The following is a 20,578-nucleotide window of genomic DNA, read 5'->3' as shown; positions in this document are numbered from 1 at the left end:
CCGCCAATTCTCCACCAAACTTGAGGTATGCAATGACCCAACCCCGCTGGCTACGCAACGTGCGCCCCTACGGCGCCCCCGCCGAAGACCTGCTGATCGAAAATGGCCGGTTCACCCAACGTCGCCCGGCTTCGACCACTGAACTGCTCGCCACCGACATCGACGGCCACAACCAACTGCTCACCGGTGCTTTGGTGGAAAGCCACGTGCATCTCGACAAGACCCTGTACGGCCAACCCTGGCGCCCGAACAGCGCCGGCCCGACGCTCAAGGACTACATTGCCAACGAGCGCCGTGTGCTGCGCGAAGTCGAAGCTCCCATTGCGCAACGTGCGGGCGCGCTGCTGGAAAACTGCATCGCCCGGGGCTCGCTGACCCTGCGCTGCCACGTCGACATCGACCCCGAATTCGGCCTGCGTCATGTCCAGGCCATGCAGCAACTGCGTGAAAAATACCGCGACCTGATCGACCTGCAACTGGTGGTGTTCCCGCAAACCGGCCTGATCAGCCGCCCCGGCACTGCCGAACTGATGCGCGAAGCCATGGCGCTGGGCGTGGAAAACGTCGGTGGTCTCGACCCCTGCGGCATCGACAACGATCCCATCGCGCAACTGGATTTCGTGTTCAAACTGGCCAGCGAGTTCGACCGTGGCGTGGACATACATCTGCACGACAAGGGCGAGCTGGGTCTCTGGCAGATCAAATTGATCGCCGACTACACCGAGCGCTTCGGGCTTCAGGGCCGGGTGATGATCAGCCATGCCTATTGCCTGGGCATGCTGCTGTGGAGCCAGGTCAAACCCGTCGCCGAACGCCTGGCGGTATTGGGGATTTCGTTGATGAGTTCCGCGCCAGCCGATTGCGCGGTGCCGCCGTTCCTCGCCTTGCGCGAAACCGGGGTGAATGTCTGCCTGGGTTCGGACGGCATTCGTGACGCGTGGTCACCGATGGGCAATGGCGACATGCTGGAGCGGGCGATGTTGCTGGCCTTCCGTTTCGACTTGAACAAGGACGAGGAACTGGCGGCGGCGTTCGATGCGGCGACCGTGAATGGTGCCCAGGCGCTGGGTATCGAAGGCTATGGCGTGGAGATCGGTCGGCCAGCGGACTTTTTGCTGATGCCGGTGCAGACCCTGGGTGAAGCCGTGGTGTCGCGGCCGGTGCGTCAGGTGTATCGCAACGGGCAATTGATTGCTTCGGGTGGCCGCTTGCTGGACAGTCGTTTGTGAAGCGCATCGGCTTGCGAGCCAGCTGCGTAGTCGGTTTCGACGGCACGCAACATGTGCTGTGGCGCAATGGCGGAGTGGTCTTCGAAGGCTCGCGCATTGTCTTCGTCGGACGCGATTATCCAGGGCCGGTGGATCAATGGATCGACTATGGCAACGCGCTGATCGGCCCCGGTTTCATTGATCTGGATGCCCTGGGCGATCTCGACTCCACGGTGCTGACCCTGGACAACGGCGACGAGCGCGACATGGGCCGCATGTGGTCCGCCGAGTATCTGGCGCGCGGTCCACGGGAGAGCTACAGCCCGGACGAAGAAGTCTTCAAGTACCGCTACGCCTTCACTCAGTTGATCCGTAACGGCATCACCACCGCCATGCCGATCACCTCGATGTATTACCGCGAGTGGGCGGAAAACTACGATGAATTTGCCGCGGTGGCCGGCGTGGCCGCCGAGTTGGGGCTGCGCACCTACCTCGGCCCCTGCTATATGAGCGGCATGAGTTACTGGCAGGCGAACGGCACGCTGGCCCACCACTGGGACGAAGCCCGGGGCCTGGCCGGGCTCGATGCGGCGCAGCGTTTTTTCCGGGATTTCGATGGCGCGAATGGCGGCCTGATTCGCGGTGCGCTGCTGCCGGACCGCATCCAGACTTGTACACCCGCATTGTTGCAACGCACCGCCGCGCTGAGCCGCGAGCTGAATGCACCGATGCGTTTGCATTGCTGCCAGGGGCTCGGCGAAGTGGCGATGGTCGAGCAACTGCGTGGCGCCTCACCGTTGGGCTGGTTGCAGCAGCTCGACCTGCTGACCCCGCGCAGCCTGTTGCCCCACGGCATCTACACCCATGGCGACGATGACTTGCAACGGCTGGTGGACGGCGGCGCCAGCCTGGTGCATTGCCCGGTGGTGTTTGCCCGGGATGGCGAGGCGCTGAATTCGTTCGGTCGTTATCGGGCCAAGGGCATCAACGTCGCCCTGGGCACCGACACCTGGCCGGCGGATTTACTGGACAACATGCGCCAGGGTTTGAACGTCGCGCGGCTGATGGAGGGCGGCAACGCGCTGACCAGCACGCTCGATCTGTACAACGCCGCCACCCTCGGCGGCGCCAAGGCCCTGGGTCGCGATGACCTTGGGCGTCTGGCGCCGGGGGCCAAGGCCGACATCACCGTGTTCAACCTGCGTGGCCTGCACCTGGGGCCGCTGTTCGATCCGCTGAAGAACCTGGTGCTGGCCGGGCGCGGTGACGATTGCATCGCCAGTTGGATCGACGGCCGGTGCGTGATGGACGACGGTCAGGTCAAGGGCATCGACTACCCCGCCCTGCAACGCCAGGCCCAACGACAATTCGAAAAACTGATGCGCAGTCACAGCGATCGGGCCTTCGGTCAACCGGACTGGAAGAGCCTGTTCCAACCGGCCATTCCGTTCGCCGACGACTACAGCGCACAGTCGCCATTGTGCGCCAGTGATCCCCTTCTTTAGAGAACGCTGCCTATGCAAAGCTTCGACTTCAGCCAACTGAGCCCACGGGACAAATACAAGATTCTGATCGGCAGCGTAGTGCCACGCCCGATTGCCCTGGTCACCACCGTCGACGGTGAAGGCCGCGTCAACGCCGCACCATTCAGCTTCTTCAATGCGCTGTCGGCCGACCCGCCGATCCTGGCGCTGGGCGTGGAAAACTATGGCGACCAGAGCCCGAAAGACACCACGCGCAATATCCAGCTCAACCAGGAATTCACCGTCAACATCGTCAGCGATGCCCTGGTGGAGGCCATGAACGTCTGCGCCGTACCCTTTGCGCCCGGCTTCGATGAGCTGACCGCCGCCGGCCTCACCGCCATCCCCGGCACCACGGTCAAATGCCCGCGCATCGGCGAAGCCCCGGTGGCACTGGAATGCCGACGGATGATGGCGCTGTCCATCGGCCAGTCGCGGGAGATCATTTTTGGCGAAGTGCTGATGGCCCATGTGCGGGACGAATTGATCGATCCGAAAACCCTGTACATCGATCAACTGGGGCTTGATGCGATTGGACGGATGGGTGGCCATGGTTATGCGCGCACACGGGATTACTTTGACCTGCCGACCCGGTCGTTGCAGGCCTGGACGGATGCGCCGGGGGGTGGGGAGCGGTTTTGGCCTATCACCAAGTAATCAACCTTCACACATAACCTGTGGGAGCGAGCCTGCTCGCGAAGGCGGTCTGTCAGTTGACATCAATGCTGAATGTACCGGCCTCTTCGCGAGCAGGCTCGCTCCCACATGGGATCTGCTGCAGTCACAGATCAATGAAAATCCCGGCTGCGCACGGTGATGCCGTCGAGCAGTGGACTGAGGTCACTCAAGCGCCCGGCGATCAAGTGCCGCACCTCGCCCTCCTTCTCCCAGCGCCCGTCGACCCTGAGCAACTGCGAGCCGACCAGCACCTTGCGTTGCCGATCGGCCAGGTCGCGCCAGACCACGACGTTGACGTTGCCGAACTCGTCTTCCAGGGTGACGAAGGTCACGCCGCTGGCGGTACCCGGCCGTTGTCGACCGGTCACCAGTCCGGCAACGCTCACCGGTCGCCCGTGCTCGACCTCCAGCAGTTCCTTCGAACTGCGGCAACGCCGGGCTTTCAGTTCAGCGCGCAACAACGCCAGCGGATGCGGCCCCAGGGTGGTGCCGACGCTGGCGTAATCGGCCCGCAGGTCTTCGCCGACCGTCGGTTTGGGCAGCGCCACCGCACCTTCCTCCTGACGGGGCAGGCCGGCGAACAGGCCGAGCTGCTTCTGCACCCCCGCCACTTCCCAGCGCGCCCGATGACGGTCACCTGCCAAGCCTCGCAACGCGCCGGCATCGGCCAGTTGCTCCTGGGCACGGGCGTCCAGCTGCGCCCGTTCGCCAAGGTCGGCGATGTCGGCAAAGGCGCCCCTGGATCGCGCCGTTTCGATGCGCCGGGCGTCGTCCTCGCGAAAACCCTTGATCATTCGCAAGCCCATGCGAATCGCCGGTTGTGCGCCGGTGATCGGTTCCAGGCTGCAATCCCAATCGCTGGCCCGCACGTCCACCGGGCGAATCTGCAAATGATGGCGCCGTGCGTCCTGCAGAATCTGGTCGGGACTGTAGAAGCCCATGGGCCAACTATTGATCAGCGCACAGGCGAACGCCGCCGGCTCATGGCATTTCAACCAGCAACTGGCGTACGTCAGCAGGGCAAAACTGGCGGCGTGGGACTCGGGAAAACCGTAGCTGCCGAAACCCTTGATCTGTTCGAAGATCTGCGCGGCGAATTCGGCGCTGTAGCCGTTTTTCTTCATGCCGGCAGCCAGTCGGTCCTTGTGCGGTTCGAGCCCGCCGTGACGTTTCCAGGCCGCCATCGAGCGGCGCAACTGATCGGCCTCTCCGGGGCTGTAGTCGGCGGCGACGATGGCGATCTGCATCACCTGTTCCTGGAACAGCGGTACGCCAAGGGTTCTTTCCAGTACCACCTTGAGCTCTGGCGACGGGTAGCTCTCTGGCTCCTCCTTGTTTCGCCGTCGCAGGTACGGATGCACCATCCCCCCCTGAATCGGCCCCGGGCGAACGATGGCCACCTCGATCACCAGGTCATAGAACTTGCGTGGCTTGAGCCTGGGCAGCATCGACATCTGCGCCCGTGACTCGATCTGGAACACGCCGATGGTGTCGGCACGGCCAATCATGTCGTAGGTTGACGAGTCTTCGGAGGGAATCGTTGCCAGACTCAAATCCAGATCGCGATGACGGCGCAACAGATCGAAGCAACGGCGAATGGCACTGAGCATGCCCAACGCGAGGATATCGACCTTGAGCAAGCCGACCGCGTCCAGATCGTCCTTGTCCCATTGAATGATGGTGCGCTCGGCCATGGCGGCGTTTTCCACCGGCACCAGCGTGTCCAGCGGGTGCTCGGAAATCACGAAGCCACCGGGGTGCTGGGACAAGTGCCGGGGGAAGCCGATCAGTTGCCCGGTGAGGCTGAGGACGCGGCGCAGCACCGGGCTCTCGGGGTCGAAACCACCCTCCAGCAAGCGCTCCACGGGTGGGGTTGCGTCGCTCCAGTGACCGCAGCAATCGGCCAGGGCATTGATCTGATCCGGCGGCAACCCCAGCGCCTTGGCCACATCACGCACCGCGCCAGCGGCATGGTAAGTACTGACCACGGCGGTCAGCGCCGCACGTGCCCGGCCATAGCGCTGGAACACGTACTGCAAGACTTCTTCGCGGCGCTCGTGCTCAAAGTCCACATCGATATCCGGCGGTTCGTCGCGCTCCCTGGAAAGAAAACGCTCGAACAACATGTTCATCCGGTCCGGATCGATCTCGGTGATGCCCAAGGCAAAACACACCGCCGAGTTGGCCGCCGAGCCCCGGCCCTGACAGAGGATTTTCTCGCGCCTGGCGAATGCCACGACGTCCTGAACGGTCAGGAAATAGCTTTCATAGCCCAGCTCGGCGATCAGCCCCAGTTCCTTGTCGATCAGCCCGCGCACCTTCTCACTCGCACCGGCGGGCCATCGCTGGCGAATGCCCCGCTCGGTCAACTCGCGCAGCCAGGAGCTGGCCGTGTGTCCGTCAGGCACCAGCTCCCGCGGATACTGATAACGCAACTGGCCGAGGTCGAACGTGCAGCGCCGGGCGATGGCCAGCGTTTCGTCGAGCAAGGCGGGCGGATAAAGTTCGCGCAGGACCTCTAGACTGCGCAGGTGCCGTTCGCCATTGGGGTGCAGGCGCAACCCGGCATCGGCCACCGGCAGATGGTGACGGATCGCGGTCATGGTGTCCTGCAAGGCGCGGCGACCGCGAGCGTGCATGTGCACATCGCCGCTGGCCACGGCGGGGATGCGCAGTTCCCTGGCCAGGCTCAGCAGATCGTTCAGGCGCCGGGTATCGTCCTGACCGCGATGCAACTGCACCGCCAGCCACAGGCGCTCGGCGAACACCTGCTTCAGCCAGCGACCCGACTCGACGTCATCCACCGCGTCCGGCACCCACAATGCCAGCAGCCCCGGCAACGCTTCGTTGAAGTCCTCGTGCAGGATTTGATACTGGCCTTTCTGCGTACGACGGCGGGCCCGGGTGATCAGCCGACACAGGGTCTGGTAACCCTCGAGGTTCTCCACCATCAGCACCAGTTTCGGACCGTTCTCGATGCGCATTTCGCTGCCGATCATCAGCGGCAGCTCGACGGACTTCGCCGCTTGCCAGGCACGGACGATGCCGGCCAGGGTGCATTCGTCGGTGATCGCCAGCGCCTGATAGCCCTGTTTTTTGGCCCGTTGAAACAGCTCAAGGGCACTGGAGGCACCGCGCTGGAAACTGAAATTCGACAGGCAGTGCAGCTCGGCATACCCGGTGCTCATGCGAACCAGCCCTGCAACCACAAGGGGCCGCCCTCGCCGACCGCTCGCCAGGCCCAGCCCTGCTGGCCGGCACGGGTTTCGATCAGGTAGTAATCGCGGCGCACGTCGTCGCCATCCCACCAACCGGACTCGATGCGCTCCGGTCCCATGAGGATGCGTGTCGAGCCCTCATGCACCGCCAGCGGTTCGGTCAGCAGCCAGCCCGGTCGTTTCACGGTGGGCAATCCCGTACAGGGCTGACTGTCGGCACTGGCCTGCCACGCACACTCGGGGCGGTGATCGGCCTGAAAGCGCAGGCCATGCACGGCATCGTCCCCCAACCGTGCGCGCAGGCGTTCGCGCAGTTGCTCCCAGGGCAAGGACTGCTGCGGGCGGTCGTCGAACAGCTCCTGACACTGGGGCACGAAGGCCGGCAAGTCTTCGGCGCGCAGGCGAAACCCGCGCACCGGTGCCTCGACCTGGACCTGCTCCAGCCGCCCCCGGGCCAGCTCGAAGAGCATCGCCGGATCGCGTTCGGCACTGAGCAGGCCGACCTTGATCAGCGTGTCCGGCAACCCTGCATGTTCCAGGTGCAGGTCGAAGCGCTGCACACCGCTGTCCCGGCCACAGAGGAACGCCGAGAGATCACCGGTCAAGCGGCGCAATGGAAACAGCAGGGCCTGATGGGATTGCACATCGAAGTTGAGTTCGATGCGCACATCGAAACGATCCGGCGGCAGATAGAACGCCAGCGCCAGCCGCCGCAACCCGAACAAGTCGTCCAGATGCTTGAGCACCCGGGCCTCGAAACGCCGGGCCAGACTCTGCCGGGGCAACGCCTGCACCTGGCTCAAGGTGCGCAGCCCCATGCGCGACAACGCCGTGGCAACGCCGGGTTCCAGGCCGATGCGGTCCACGGGCAATTGTCCGAGGTAATGCTGCAAGGCGTGATCGTCGGGCACCACCAGGCCGTCATAGGCATTGGCCAGCATCCGCGCCGCCACCGGGTTGGGCGCGGCGACAATGCGGTGACGAAAGCCCAGCTCGCCGAGTTCGCTGCGCAAGCGCGCCTCCAATTGCGGCCAGGCGCCGAACAGGCCCAGGCTGGACTCGATTTCAAACACCAGCGCCCGCGGGTAATGCACGCTGACCTGGGCACTGAAGCGGTAGGCCCAGGCGGCCAGAAATTGCTGCCAGTGTTCGATGTCGGTGAGGTCGTACTCGGCCGTGGCAAAGCCTTTGCTCAAGGCCTGGGCGGCGCTCATGGACTGGCCGGGACGCAGCCCCAGCGCTCGCGCCGGCCCGTTGACCGCCTGCAACACCCGGCGCTGGGCCGGACCGGTCAGCAGCGCCAGTGGCTCGTCGGGATCGGCGCGCTGACGCAGTACCGCGTCCAGCGCCAATTGCGGGAACAGAATGCACACCCAGCGCATGGCAACCTCAATGCCCCACGCAGAAGGCAATCGGCGCCGAGCGGGCCAGGCCGCCCCGGCACTTGAGCACGCGCAATTGGGCAGGCCTGGCGTCGATGGCGATGCGCAGGGCGGCTGGCGAAGGATTGACCGCTTCGCTGAGCGAGCGATAGGCGAACGCCAGGGTCTGGCCGGTTTCCGCCGCCACCTGCAAGCGGCGCAAGGCGCGGTCGTCGGCCTTGTGCGGCCAGCACAGCACCGCGCCGCAACTGCCCGAACGCAGGCATTGTTCCGCCGCCCACAACGCATCGCGCTCGCTGGCCTGGATGATCGACAACTGGCGCAGATCGACCCCGGCGCTCTGCCAGGCCTGGGGATACGGCACATAGGGCGGCGCCACCAGCACGATACGCTCGCCCGCCGCCGACAGCCGCGCCAGCGTCGGCCACACCAGTTGCAGCTCGCCCACGCCCTGCCCGGCCAGGAGAATTTCGCTCAGTGCCGCTTCGGGCCAGCCCCCCGTGGGCAGCGCCGCATCCAGCGCCGCATGCCCGGTGGGTTGCGGGCTGGCGGCCGGTGGCGCAGGCCGGCCCTTCCAGACCTGGCCGCCATTGAACAGCGTCTCCAGCGCAACGACGGCCCCCATCAGCCTTGCCTCACCAGGCCGCAGAACACCCCTTCGATGGCCAGGTCCCGGTCGGCTTCGACGATGATCGGCTGATAGGCCGGGTTGCGCGGCAGCAGGCGCACTGTGTCGCCGACCCGTTCGAAGCGCTTGATGGTGACTTCGCCGTCGAGCCGCGCCACGACGATCTGGCCATTGACCGCCTCGGGGCTGCGGTGCACCCCCACCAGATCGCCGTCGAGAATGCCGTCTTCGATCATCGAGTCGCCGCGCACCCGCAGCATGTAGTCCGGTGCCCGGGAGAAAATCGCCGGGTCGAGCAGCAATCGGCCATGGATTTCGGCATCGGCGCCGATTGGCGCACCGGCCGCCACCCGGCCGAGCACCGGGATATCCAGCAATTCGGGGCGCGGCGGCTGCCCGAGCAGGCGGATGCCCCGGGCCTGATGCGGGTTGACCTCGATAAACCCGGCTTCGGTGAGCGCCAGCACATGCTTGCGCGCCACACTGCGCGAGGCAAAACCGAACGCCTCGCTGATTTCAGCGAGGCTCGGGGACTGACCGTGCTCGGCGATACGCTCGCGGATAAAGGTCAGGATGGCGGTACGGCGGGGAGTTAATGTCGTCATGGAGTACATTTGTACTCTTCTGCGAATTTTCTTACAAGAACTGTCCGTCTGCTCGCACTGTGGCGCACACCGTTGTGGGAGCAAAGCTTGCTCGCGATGGCGGTGCGTCAGACACATCAATATTGATTGTGGAAACGCAATCGCGAGCAAGCTTTGCTCCTACAGGACGGGGGAAGCCAGGAAACCGGTGATGTAATCGATAAACGCCAACACCTTGGCCGTGGCCCTTCGATGGCTGGGGTACACCGCCAGGATGTGCGGGCCGAAGCTGTCCGGGTCGATGTCGTAGTCGGCCATCACCCGCACCAGTCGCCCGTCGGCCAGATACGGCGCGGCACTCCACAACGGCGTATGCAGCAACCCGCGCCCGGCCAGGGCATTGGCCAGCAGCAAGTCGTAATTGTCGCTGCGCAGACGCGGTGCCGGGGGCTGCGGGATGCTCAGGCGCTGGCCATCGCGCTCGGCCCACCAGAACTCTCGGCTGAGCAGTGGATGGCGATACAGCAACCAATCGTGCTCATCGAGGGTCTGCGGCGTGACCGGCAGCCCCTTGCGCGACAAATATTCCGGGCTGCCACACAACGCCAGGCGATTGCTGCCGACCACACGGGCAATCAGCCCCGGCAGGTCGTCATGGCCTTCGCGCAAGGCCAGGTCGTAGCCGCTTTCCAGCAGATTGACGAAGTCGTCGCACAGGTCCACCTGCAGATTGATTTGCGGGTATTGCTCCAGAAAACCGCCACACACCTGATCGAGAAAGGCCTGACCGTAGGCCAGCGGCGCGGTGATTTTCAGGCTGCCGCGCAAGCCGTGTTGCAACTGTTCGATTTCCTCGCCGGCTTCATCCAGTCGCTGCAACACCTGGCGCGCGGTTTCCAGATAGAGCCGCCCGGATTCCGTCAGCGCAATCCGCCGGGTGCTGCGCTCGAACAAGCGCGCGCCGAGTTCCGTCTCCAGGTGAGTGACCGCTTTGGTCAGGGCCGAAGGGGTCTTGCCCAACTGCTCGGCGGCGCGGCTGAAACTGCCCAACTGCGCCGTGACCACGAACATTTTCAGTGCACCCAACTTGTCCATGCTTTTTCCATTCAGGCAAAAACGTTTTTCGCCAGCGAGGCGTTCTGCCCAGCGCAGCAAGCCACTAATCTGGCCATCAGACGCAATAACAAGGAAACATTCAATGAAAAGATTCATCCCGAATCTATTGATGGCCGCCATGAGTTTTGCCTCGTTGGAAGCCATGGCGGCAGCCGATCTGGTGCTGCTCAACGGCAAGATTTTCACCGCCGACCGCAGCCAGCCCACGGTTCAAGCCCTGGCTGTGCAGGACGGCAAAGTGCTGCAAGTGGGCAGTGATGTGCAAATCAAGGCCCTGATCGAGTCAGGAACCCAGGTCATCGACCTGGGCGGCAAGACCCTGATGCCCGGCCTGATCGACAGCCACTCCCACGCCATTTTCGGCGGCCTGGAAATGGTTTCGGCGAACATGGAAGACGAGGTGGTCGATCTCGGCGAACTGGAAAAACGCCTGCGTGGCTGGCGTGACGATGGCAAGGCGAAGCACGGCGATGTGCTCAGCGTGGCGGGCATGAGCTCGGCGTACTGGGCGCAGTCCGAGGCGCTGGGCAAGACATTCAACAGTGGCGAATGGGCCAGCGTGCCCGTCGTCTTTACCGGCAGCGACCACCACACGGCTTGGGCCAACGACGTGATGCTCAAGCGCGCCGGCGTCGATGCCGCGCTGATCAAGTCTTTGCCGGCCGCTGAAGACGGCACCATTGGCAAGCTGAAGGACGGCAGGCCCAATGGCTTTCTGGTGGACGCAGGCTGGGACCGGGTCGCCTCGAAAATGCCGGCACCGAGTGCCGCCGACCTGCTCAAGGCCGCGCAAACCGCGGTGCGTTACAACAACAGCCTCGGCATCACCGCGTGGATGGACCCCGCCGCCAACGCCGCGCCCGGCGAACCGGTGTTCGCGCTCAAACCCACGGAAAAAACCGTCGGCGTGCTGCCGGTGTACAAGGCATTGTCGCAAAGCGGCGGCATGACCGCCCATGTCGCCGCGCTGCTGGTGGCCAATCCGAAAAGCGTGCCGGCCGATCTCGACACCCTGGACAAGGTTCGCCAGCAGTTTCAGGGCGTCCCCAACCTGACCTTGCCGGGTATCAAGATCTTCGCCGACGGTGTGATCGAGTACCCGGCGCAGAGTGCTGCGATGATCGATCCCTACAGCAACTCGCACAAACAGGGCGAACTGTTGATCGATCCAAAGCATTTCGGCGAGCTGGTCAGCGCCATCGATCAACGGGGCTGGCTGGTGCACATTCATGCCATCGGTGACCGGGCGGTACGCGAATCCCTGAACGGTATCGAACAGGCGCGCAAGGATCGCCAGAGCGGCGTCACCCACTCCATCACTCACTTGCAGATGGTCAACCCGAAAGAGTTCGCCCGGTTCAAGCCGCTCGATGTCATCGCCTCGATGCAACTGCTCTGGGCCAGCGCCGACGACTACACCACGGACATGATCAAGCCTTACGTCAGCGCCCTGGCGTTCCGCTACCAGTACCCGGCGCACTCGCTGCTCAAACAGGGTGCAACCATCGCCGGGGCCAGCGATTGGCCGGTGTCCTCGCCCAACCCGTTCAACGCCATGGCCCAGGCCATCACCCGTGACGGCCCGCTGGGCGTGCTCAACGCCGATGAACGCCTGGACCGCGAAACCATGTTCTACGCCTACACCCTCAATGCCGCCCGGACCATTGGCCTGGACCACCAGATCGGCTCGCTGAGCGTCGGCAAGCAAGCGGACTTCATCGTGCTCGACCGCGACGTGTTCAGCGTCGACAACAAAGCCCTGCACGACACCCAGGTGCTGCAAACCTGGTTCGCCGGTCGCCAGGTTTACGCTCCAACCCTCTAGCAGCACTGTTCTCCCTGTGGGAGCCAGCCTGCTGGCGATTGCGGCCTGACATTCAACGTGTATGCACCGCTATCGCTGGCAAGCCAGCTCCCACAGGTTTCCTCGCGCCCCAAAACAATCACAATAACGGGACTTCACATGAAAGCCTTGCCCCTGCTCGCCCTCACTTCCTTGAGCCTGTTGCCCTTGAGCAGCCAGGCCCTGACCTTGAACGAGGATTTCTCGCTGCTGCTGGACGTGACCCTGGCCAGCGACTACCGCACCCGCGGCATCTCGCAGACCCGGAACGACCCGGCCGTGCAGGCCGGTGCAACCCTCGCCCACAGCAGCGGCCTGTACCTGGGCGCCTGGAGCTCCAACGTCGATTTTGGCGGCGACCTGAAAACCCGCCAGGAAGTCGATTATTACGCCGGTTGGCTGTGGCAGGCCACTGACGATCTCAGTCTCGATGTCGGCTATCTCAAATACACTTACCCAAGAGAGAGCCAGTTCAATCAGAGCGAGGTCTACGGCATTCTCAGCCTCTACGGGGTGAAACTCGCGGCCTATTATTCCGACGATGCGCCGGGCATCGACAGTAAGCAGAATTCGCTCTACAGCTACATCGGTTACGAAACCGAATTGCCCTATGACATTGGCCTGAAACTGCGTTACGGCATGATGGATTTCAAGGACCCGCACCTGTATTCGAGCTCGGGCAGGGCCGAAGACTCGTACCATGAATGGGAGGTCAAGCTGACCCATGAACTGGCCGGTGTGGTGCTGGGGCTGAGTTATATCGACACGGATCTATCGAAAAGCCAGTGCGCCAGTAACTGGGGGTTCGACGATGTGTGCAGCGCCACCGTCGTGGCGAGTGTCAGCAAATCCTTCTGAACATGCGGATCCCTGTGGGAGCGAGCCTGCTCGCGAAAGCGGTGAGTCAGTCAACATCAATGTTGAATGTTGCACCGCCTTCGCGAGCAGGGTCGCTCCCACATTAGACCTCTTTGGTTTTGAGACCCAGTTGTGCCAGATACGCCCACGGGTAGATCCCGCGTTCATGTCCGTCACTGAAGATCAACTGCAGGCCGTAACCTTGCGGGTTCAGTTCGATCACGCGAACCCGGTCATCGACCAATGGGTTCATCCCCCGCAACCGAAACGCCCGGCACTGCGAACACGGGCACTGCCGCCGTAACTCGGCATGACCCAGCACCTGCTCGTGGCCATCCGGCCATTGCAGGCGCAGTTGCTGTTGGCTGCGTGAATTACCCACCGCCAGCGGGTTCATTGCAGTTGACTCAAGGCGATGCGCACGGCTTTGCGCACTTCAGGATCACCGTCATCTTGCGCGGCCTGCAACGCTGCGATGGCGCCTTTGTCGTTCAATTCACCGAGGGCCAGGGCGGCTTCCTTGCGCAGGTTGCTGATGCGGTGGCCGAGGGTTTCGATCAACGGGTCGAGGGCTGGGGTGTAGCGCAAGCGACCCAGGCTGCGGGTGGCGCGCAGGCGGACTTGCCAGTAGTCGTCGCCCAAGGCTTCAACCAGCGCGGGCCCGGCATCGGCGTGACCGACCTTGCCCAATGTGGTGGCGGCTTCTTCGCGCACTTGCCAGGCCTGGTCCTGCAAAGCCTGGCGCAACGCCGGCAACACCTGCGCATCGGAGGCCAGGCCCAATGCCCCGGTGGCGGCGCGACGGACGTCGGTGTCCGGGTCATCGCTGGCCAACCTGGCCAAGGCCGGCAAGGCATCGAGCTGCTTGAGCCAACCCAGTACGCCGACCGCTTCGCGCCGGACATTGGCGTCCCGGTCGCTCAGCGCCGACACGGCAGCCGGGGCCGCTTCGGCAAAGCGCAATTCGCGCAAGGCCCGGAACGCGGCAATGCGCACACCAATGTCGGCATACCCGGTCCACGGCAGAATCACCCGTCCCGCCGCTTCGCTCTTGAGCAGACTGAGGCTTTGCGCGGCGGCGGCCCGCACGGTGTCGCAAGGGTCGGTCAAGGCCTGGCACAGCGCCTCGACCACCGGTTCGTCCTCCCAGGCTTCCAGCAAGCGCGCGGCTTCGGCGCGGACGTCGGCGACCGGGTCTTCAGCCAGTCGATTGACCAGCCACAGCAGGCCGTCCGGCTCTTCCAGGTCCGCCAGTTCGATCAGTGCGATGCGGCGCACGCCGGCATCCTCATCGGTCAGGCGCGGTTGCAGGGCGAGAATCTCATCGTTATCGGTTACATCGAATAGTGAGGTCATAAGGCAAATCGCGGCAGTTGGTTTTCTGGAGGAAGTCCGAGAGGGTTCAGGCGCGGTAGCTGCCGACCCTCTTCGTGACGCAATAACTCGAGGCAGTGACGCTTCAAGCGGGAAAATTCGTGGCTCGTCACCAATTCAGTGGTACGGGGCCGGGGGAAATCCAGGCGCAGGTCTTCGATGATGCGGCCGGGACGCGGACTCATGACCAGCAGGCGATCGGCGAGGAACAGTGCTTCGTCGATGTCATGGGTGACGAACACCACGGTGGTGCGAATGCGCGTCCAGATGTCCAGCAACAGCTCCTGCATGTTCAGGCGGGTCAAGGCATCGAGGGCACCGAAGGGCTCATCCATCAGCAACAGGCGTGGACGATTGACCAGCACCCGGGCGATTTCCACTCGCTGCTGCATGCCACCGGACAGCTGATTCGGCCAGCGTTCGGCAAAGCCTTCGAGGCCGACCAGCGCGAGGATGTCGGAGGCCGCCTTGTGCCGTTCGGCTTTGCCGATGCCGCGCATTTTCAGGCCGAAGGCGACGTTGTCGCGCACCGTGCGCCAGGGGAACAACGTGTGTTGCTGGAACACCATGCCCCGTTGCGGTGACGGGCCCGATACCGGCACGCCATCGACCTTGAGGCTGCCGGTGCACGGTTGCAGGTGACCGGCCAGGGCGCCGAGCAAGGTGGATTTACCGCACCCGGACGGCCCGAGAATGCACACGAACTGGCCCGGTTCGATCTGGCAATCGAGGCCCTGCACGGCTTCGAAAGCCGCGCTGCCCTCGCCCAGGCTGATCGACAAGTCGCGTATATCGATACGACCTTCAGGTTGTTGAAAGACGCTCATCAGGCTTTTCCTCGTGGTCGATGCCAGGGCGTGAACAGCCCGCCCAGGCGTTTGATCAGCAGGCTGCTGCCCATCCCGAGTACGCCGATCAGCAACATGCCGACCACGATGTCGGGGTAGTTCTGAATGGTGTAGGACTCCCAGGTGTAGTAACCGATGCCGAATTGGCCGGAGATCATTTCCGCAGTCACCAGGCAAAACCAGGAGGTGCCCATGCCGATGGCCAGGCCGGTGATGATGCTCGGCGCGGCGCCCGGCAAAATCACCTCCAGCAGCATGGCCCTGCGCCCTGCCCCGAGGCTTTTCGCCGAAGCGATCAGCCGTGGGTCGACGCCTTCGACGCCATGCACGGTGTTGAGCAGGATCGGGAACAAGGCACCGGTGAAAGTAATGAAGACCATCGACAGCTCGGACGACGGGAACATCAGGATCGCCAGGGGAATCCAGGCCACAGCCGGAATCGGGCGCAGCACTTCCAGTGGCGGCAGCAGTAAATCTTCGGTCCATTTCGAGCGACCGATGGCCAGGCCCAAGGCAATGCCGACGACCAGCGCCGCGAGGTAACCGGCGAATACCCGGCCAAGGCTGCTGCTCAGGTGTTGGCCGAGTTTGCCGGAGTCACCGAGGCCGAGCGCTGCGTCGATCACCGCCAGCGGTGTCGGCACATTGGTGAAGGTCACCAGGCCGAGGTTCCAGTGGTGGCTGGCGGCGAGTTGCCAGAACAACAGGCAGAACAGCAGCGAGGCGGCTCTTGGAAGCCAGCGATTGATTGATCCGTACACAATTCGTCCTCTCAACCAAGCCCACCCTGTGGGAGCGAGCCTGCTCGCGAAAGCGGTGGGTCAGTCGACATTAATGTTGAATGTTGAACCGCATTCGCGAGCAGGCTCGCTCCCACAGGGGATTGTGGTGTTTTTGGGGGTTAGCGGACGGCCACGGCCTGTGTGGTGGCATCGGTAAAGTCGAACACCTTGCCGCCCTGCGCCGACGCGAATTGCTGGGCCTGGCCCTTCAACAGAAATGCGCTGAGCCGCCCCTTCGCATCACTGGCAAACCACGCCTGATCCGCCAGCAACTTGATCCCGCTGTCGCTCGCCTGGGCATACACCGCGCGGATGCTCTTGCCTTCCTGCTTGAGACTGGCCAGTGCAGTGAACGCCGACTCTGCCGAGGCGTACTGGCGGACTTTCGGCTCGCCGCGCACCCAGATTTCCGCCACATGGCTGAAGTCGGTGATGGCTTTGCCGCTCGATGCATCCACTGCCTTGAGCGGCGCCTGCGCGTAGTTGGCCAACTGCGCCCTGTAGTCGAGGTTCGACGCCTTGAACGCGGCGCGGATGTACTGGTCGTCGATAAAGGTATTCAGATCGAGTCCGCGATCGGCCTTCTTCAACAACTTGAGCGTATCGATGGCGGTGCCGACGGCCTGGCGGTATTCGGGTTTCCAGGTGAGGTCGCGGGTTTGCACGCCCAGCGGGCCGTGGAACAGGTAGTTGACCTCGGCATCGACCCCGGTGACCTTGGCGATCAGTTCGCTGTACTTCTCCGGTTCGGCGGCGAGCAATTGGTTAGCCTCGAGGCTGGCACGCAGGTAGGCGACGACGATTTCCGGGTACTTTTTCGCGTAGCCCTGATCGACCAGCGCACCGTGGAAGGTCGGCGCGCCGGCCTGGGAACCGTCGTAGATCTTGCGGGCGAAACCACGGCTCGGGAACAGTTCGGCAAACGGCACGAAGTCGGCGTGGGCATCGATCTTGCCGGCCTGCAACGCGGAACCGGCGACTTCCGGCGGCTGGGCGATGATGTTCACGTCTTTGAGCGGATCCCAGCCCTGGGCCGCTACGGCCCGCAGTAACATGCCATGGGCGGTGGAGGCGAATGGCACGGAAATGGTCTTGCCCTTGAGCTCGGCCAGCGACTGCACGCCCGAGGCACTCGGCACCACGATGCCGTTGCCGCTGCCCTTGGTGCTGCCCGACAGCACACTGATGAACAGGCTGTGCTTGCCCGCCGCCTCGAACGCCACGCCATTGAACGAGCCCGGGAAATCGGCCATGGCGCCGAAGTCGAGTTTGCCGGCGACCATCTCGTTGGTCAGCGGTGCGCCGCTGGTGAAGTTCTTCCACTGCACATCGTATTGGGCGTCTTTGTACTGACCGTCGTGGGGCAGGTATTTGTCCAGCAGGCCCAGCTCGCGGATCAACAGCCCACCGGCGGCGCAGTTGATGGTGGTGTCCTGGGTACCGATGGCGATGCGGATGGTTTCGGCCGAGGCCGACAGGGTGAACGAAGCCAGTACCAGACCGGCGATAGCTGTGCGCAAGAACATGGGTGTTTCCCCTCGAATCATTTGTAGGATGTTCGTCTCCGCCACGATCAGGGCGTGGTGGGAAACGAGGGGTGTTTTGAAGCGGGCGTCCGGTTGTGGCCGGATGGCTTGGGTTTGTCTGTACTGGCCTCATCGCTGGCAAGCCAGCTCCCACAGTGGGCGGGGTCGGACGCAAATCTTGTGTACACCAAGAAAACCTGTGGGAGCTGGTTTACCGGCGATGGCGTCCTGTCAGTCAGCGCAACAAATAAGGGATATCCACTTTCACCGCCCCCGTCGGGCAGTCCTTTTCACAGGGCATGCAATACCAGCACTCGTCGAAGGCCATGTAGGCTTTTTGCGTGGCCGGGTTGATCGCCAGCAAGTCCATCGGGCAGACGTCGACACATACGGTGCAGCCTTTGTGGGCGATGCAAAGGTCCTCGTCGACGATAACCGGTGCGTTGGAACGGAAGAAGATTTCCTGGGGTTGATAGGCCATTTGGCGGTCTCTCCGTGAGTAAGGCTCAGGCAGCAAAGGCGCCGACACGCAGCCGGTCGTAGGCCTGCATTTCTTCGGCATCGAGCGGGACGATGTAAGGCTCTACGGCTTTCTTGAAGCTGCTCATCAAGCCGTTTTCGTCCTTCTTCAGGTGGCAATGGCAGAACCACTCGCTGTCGTTGCGCTGCGGATGGTCGACCCGATAGTGGTACAGCCCCCAACGGCTTTCGGCACGGAACAACGAAGCGCGGGCGGCCATTTCGGCGCAGTCGCGGATCATGCTGACTTCCATGGCGCGCATCAGTTCGTGGGCGTTGTGCGCCTTGATCTGGTCGAGGTCGCGCTGGATGTCGCTGAAGCGTTGCAGGCCGATTTGCATCTTCTTCGTCACTTTCGGCGGCTGCAGGTAGTCGTTGACGAAGCGTCGCAGCTTGTACTCGACTTGGGCCGGCGGCAGGCCGTGTTCGCGGTCCAGTGGTGCGTAGACCCGTTGTTTTTCGGTTTCGATCTGCCGGGCATCCAGTGCTGAAAATTCGCGCCCGGCGACAAAGTCCGCCGCGTTGGTTCCGGCAAACCAGCCGTAGGTGAAGGCGCCGAGCATGTAGTTATGCGGCACCGCGGCCATGTCACCGGCCGAGTACAAGCCCTTGACCGACGTCTCGGCCTTCTCGTTGACCCACACCCCGGACGCCGAATGCCCGCTACAAAAACCGATCTCGGAGATGTGCATCTCGACCATCTGCGTGCGGTAATCGGTGCCGCGATTGGCATGGAACTGACCACGACTGGGACGTTCGTTGCTGTGCAGGATCTGCTCGATGTTCTGGATGGTTTCCTCGGCCAGGTGATCGAGCTTGAGGAACACCGGGCCGTTGCCGCTTTCCAGTTCCTGGTGGAACTCCCACATCATCTGGCCACTCCAGTAATCGCACTCGATGAAGCGTTCGCCCTTGTTGTTGGCGGTGTAGCCACCCAGGGGACCGGTGACGTAGGCGCAGGCCGGGCCGTTGTAATCCTTGATCAGCGGGTTGATCTGGAAACATTCCAGGTTCGCCAGCTCGGCCCCGGCGTGATAGGCCATGGCATAGCCGTCGCCGGCATTGGTCGGGTTTTCGTAGGTGCCCATCAGGTAACCTGAGGACGGCAGGCCCAGGCGCCCGGCGGCACCGCAGGCGAGGATCACCGCCTTGGCCTTGATTACGTGAAAGTCGGCGGTGCGGCAATCAAAGCCCATCACCCCGTTGACCGCGCCCTCTTCGTCCTTGAGCAAACGGGTGCAGACCAAACGATTGGTGATGCTCACCCGCGCCCGCTTCAACTGGCGGTACAAGACTTTCTTGATGTCGTGGCCTTCCGGCATCGGCAGTACGTAGGCGCCCATGTGATGGACTTTCTTCACCGCGTAGTCGCCGGTCTCGTCCTTCTCGAACTTCACGCCCCAGCGGTCCAACTGCTCGATCGTTTCGAAGCTGTGGGTGGCGTAGGCATACACCGCGGCCTGATTGACGATGCCGTCATTGGCGATGGTGATTTCCTTGGTGTACTGCTCCGGTGTCGAATGGCCGGGAATGATCGCGTTGTTCAGGCCGTCCATGCCCATGCTGATCGCGCCGCTGCGCTTGACGTTGGCCTTGTCGATCAACAATACCCGCAGATCACGGTTGCGTTCCTTGGCCTTGATCGCCGCCATCGGCCCCGCGGTGCCGCCGCCGATCACGACGATGTCGTATTCCTGTTCGAGGGTGCTTCTGGTTATAGAGCTGTGGCTCATGCCTGGTCCCCTTTTTGCCGGTCGATCCGCAGGCGGTACTGGAAGGCATCGCCACGGTAGTAAAGGTGTTCGAAGTCCAGCGGCTGGCCGTCAGCGTCGTGGGTCAGACGCTCGATGCGCATGATTGGCGAACCGGGCTCAACGTTCAGCGCCTGGGTCAGGTCGCTGTCAGCCAGCACCGCGTCGATGGCCAGGTCGGCGTGGCCCAGGGCCAGGCCGCAGTCGTTTTCGAGGATCAGGAAGATGTCGCGGGTCACCAGGTCAGCCTTTTCCAGCCGCTCGCCGATGGCCTTGGGCAGGTAGGTGATTTCCAGCGAAATCGGCTCGCGGTTGATCAGGCGCACCCGTTTGATCTGCGCCACGATCTCGCCCTCGGCGACCTGCAAACGCTCGGCGACCAGCTTGTCGGCGGCGATGAATTTGAAGCTGCGCAGGCGGTTGATCACCTCGTAACCGCGTCCGGTCATGGATTCGGCCAGGCCTTGCAATGTGCTGACGTTCTGGAAGGTTTTGGGCTTGGCGACAAAGGTGCCCTTGCCGTGGATCTTGAAGATCAGCCCTTCCTTCTGCAGATCGCCGAGGGCCTGGCGCACGGTGATGCGGCTGACCTTGAACAGCGCGCCCAGCTCGCTTTCGGAAGGCATCTGACTGTCTTGCGGGTACTCGCCGTCGAGGATGCGTGCGCGAAGTACGTCGCGTAGCTGGGTGTGCAACGGAACGCTACTGAGAGGAAGAACGTTATCGGTCATCTGGGATCA

18 protein-coding genes are annotated in these 20,578 nt (G+C 63.3%); 5 read left to right on the top strand and 13 right to left on the bottom strand.

The annotated features are described in order from the left end of the window. Positions 1-32: 32 nt before the first annotated feature. Genes LAB08_RS11980 through LAB08_RS11970 form a run of 3 tightly spaced genes read left to right on the top strand, consistent with a single transcriptional unit; the run spans position 33 to position 3,388 of the window. Positions 33-1,229: an amidohydrolase family protein gene (locus LAB08_RS11980; protein WP_096512001.1), complete on the top strand. Its 1,197-nt coding sequence runs from the start codon at positions 33-35 to the stop codon at positions 1,227-1,229. Next, on the top strand, positions 1,226-2,713 hold the full coding sequence (locus tag LAB08_RS11975; protein ID WP_096512002.1) for an amidohydrolase family protein: 1,488 nt from the start codon (positions 1,226-1,228) through the stop codon (positions 2,711-2,713). Before LAB08_RS11980 ends, LAB08_RS11975 begins: the two co-directional genes overlap by 4 nt. Positions 2,714-2,725: 12 nt before the next feature. Then, entirely contained in the window at positions 2,726-3,388 is a 663-nt protein-coding gene (locus LAB08_RS11970) for a flavin reductase family protein (protein ID WP_096512003.1), read from the top strand. 131 nt (positions 3,389-3,519) lie between these two features. Here LAB08_RS11970 and LAB08_RS11965 read toward each other — a convergent pair whose 3' ends face one another. The 5 genes from LAB08_RS11965 to LAB08_RS11945 all read right to left on the bottom strand — a co-directional run bounded on the left by LAB08_RS11965 (position 3,520) and on the right by LAB08_RS11945 (position 10,316). Next, on the bottom strand, positions 3,520-6,618 hold the full coding sequence (locus LAB08_RS11965; RefSeq protein WP_197706301.1) for an error-prone DNA polymerase: 3,099 nt from the start codon (positions 6,616-6,618) through the stop codon (positions 3,520-3,522). Beyond that, a complete protein-coding gene (locus tag LAB08_RS11960; RefSeq protein WP_096512005.1) occupies positions 6,594-8,009 on the bottom strand; it encodes a Y-family DNA polymerase in 1,416 nt (471 codons plus the stop codon). Before LAB08_RS11960 ends, LAB08_RS11965 begins: the two co-directional genes overlap by 25 nt. A gap of 7 nt (positions 8,010-8,016) precedes the next feature. Next, entirely contained in the window at positions 8,017-8,634 is a 618-nt protein-coding gene (gene imuA / locus LAB08_RS11955) for a translesion DNA synthesis-associated protein ImuA (RefSeq protein ID WP_096512006.1), read from the bottom strand. Next, positions 8,634-9,251: a transcriptional repressor LexA gene (gene lexA / locus LAB08_RS11950; protein WP_096512007.1), complete on the bottom strand. Its 618-nt coding sequence runs from the start codon at positions 9,249-9,251 to the stop codon at positions 8,634-8,636. The genes imuA and lexA overlap by 1 nt, the downstream gene beginning before the upstream one ends. Positions 9,252-9,401: 150 nt before the next feature. Next, the gene (locus LAB08_RS11945; protein ID WP_096512008.1) at positions 9,402-10,316 is read right to left on the bottom strand and encodes a LysR family transcriptional regulator; all 915 of its coding nucleotides are present in this window, start codon (positions 10,314-10,316) and stop codon (positions 9,402-9,404) included. 103 nt (positions 10,317-10,419) lie between these two features. Here LAB08_RS11945 and LAB08_RS11940 point away from each other — a divergent pair, with 103 nt between their 5' ends. After that, entirely contained in the window at positions 10,420-12,162 is a 1,743-nt protein-coding gene (locus tag LAB08_RS11940) for an amidohydrolase (RefSeq protein ID WP_096512009.1), read from the top strand. Between the two features lie 138 nt (positions 12,163-12,300). After that, positions 12,301-13,038 (top strand): TorF family putative porin, encoded by a 738-nt coding sequence (locus tag LAB08_RS11935; RefSeq protein WP_096512010.1) that lies wholly within the window; start codon positions 12,301-12,303, stop codon positions 13,036-13,038. A gap of 103 nt (positions 13,039-13,141) precedes the next feature. On the opposite strand, the gene LAB08_RS11930 is transcribed toward LAB08_RS11935, so the two are convergent. From LAB08_RS11930 to LAB08_RS11895, 8 genes are all read right to left on the bottom strand, one after another. Further along, entirely contained in the window at positions 13,142-13,435 is a 294-nt protein-coding gene (locus LAB08_RS11930) for a DUF971 domain-containing protein (protein WP_096512011.1), read from the bottom strand. Then, positions 13,432-14,394 (bottom strand): HEAT repeat domain-containing protein, encoded by a 963-nt coding sequence (locus tag LAB08_RS11925; RefSeq protein ID WP_096512012.1) that lies wholly within the window; start codon positions 14,392-14,394, stop codon positions 13,432-13,434. Before LAB08_RS11925 ends, LAB08_RS11930 begins: the two co-directional genes overlap by 4 nt. Further along, complete coding sequence (locus tag LAB08_RS11920) at positions 14,391-15,239, bottom strand: ABC transporter ATP-binding protein (protein ID WP_096512013.1); 849 nt, start codon at positions 15,237-15,239, stop codon at positions 14,391-14,393. Before LAB08_RS11920 ends, LAB08_RS11925 begins: the two co-directional genes overlap by 4 nt. Beyond that, positions 15,239-16,021 carry an ABC transporter permease gene (locus LAB08_RS11915; RefSeq protein ID WP_096512014.1) on the bottom strand — a complete coding sequence of 261 codons (783 nt, stop codon included), beginning with the start codon at positions 16,019-16,021 and terminating at the stop codon, positions 15,239-15,241. The genes LAB08_RS11920 and LAB08_RS11915 overlap by 1 nt, the downstream gene beginning before the upstream one ends. A 140-nt stretch (positions 16,022-16,161) precedes the next feature. Then, the gene (locus LAB08_RS11910) at positions 16,162-17,568 is read right to left on the bottom strand and encodes an ABC transporter substrate-binding protein (RefSeq protein WP_096512015.1); all 1,407 of its coding nucleotides are present in this window, start codon (positions 17,566-17,568) and stop codon (positions 16,162-16,164) included. Between the two features lie 235 nt (positions 17,569-17,803). After that, positions 17,804-18,049 carry a 4Fe-4S dicluster domain-containing protein gene (locus tag LAB08_RS11905; RefSeq protein ID WP_096512016.1) on the bottom strand — a complete coding sequence of 82 codons (246 nt, stop codon included), beginning with the start codon at positions 18,047-18,049 and terminating at the stop codon, positions 17,804-17,806. A gap of 25 nt (positions 18,050-18,074) precedes the next feature. After that, the gene (locus tag LAB08_RS11900; protein WP_172901611.1) at positions 18,075-19,820 is read right to left on the bottom strand and encodes a fumarate reductase/succinate dehydrogenase flavoprotein subunit; all 1,746 of its coding nucleotides are present in this window, start codon (positions 19,818-19,820) and stop codon (positions 18,075-18,077) included. Further along, positions 19,817-20,569, bottom strand: a complete 753-nt coding sequence (locus LAB08_RS11895) for a GntR family transcriptional regulator (protein WP_096512017.1) — start codon at positions 20,567-20,569, stop codon at positions 19,817-19,819. The genes LAB08_RS11900 and LAB08_RS11895 overlap by 4 nt, the downstream gene beginning before the upstream one ends. Positions 20,570-20,578 lie beyond the last annotated feature (9 nt).

Origin of the sequence: Pseudomonas izuensis (assembly GCF_002356535.2) — a bacterium.
Lineage (GTDB): Bacteria > Pseudomonadota > Gammaproteobacteria > Pseudomonadales > Pseudomonadaceae > Aquipseudomonas > Aquipseudomonas izuensis.
Note: the sequence above shows the minus strand (reverse complement) of the source record. Positions and strands in the feature narration are given on the sequence as shown.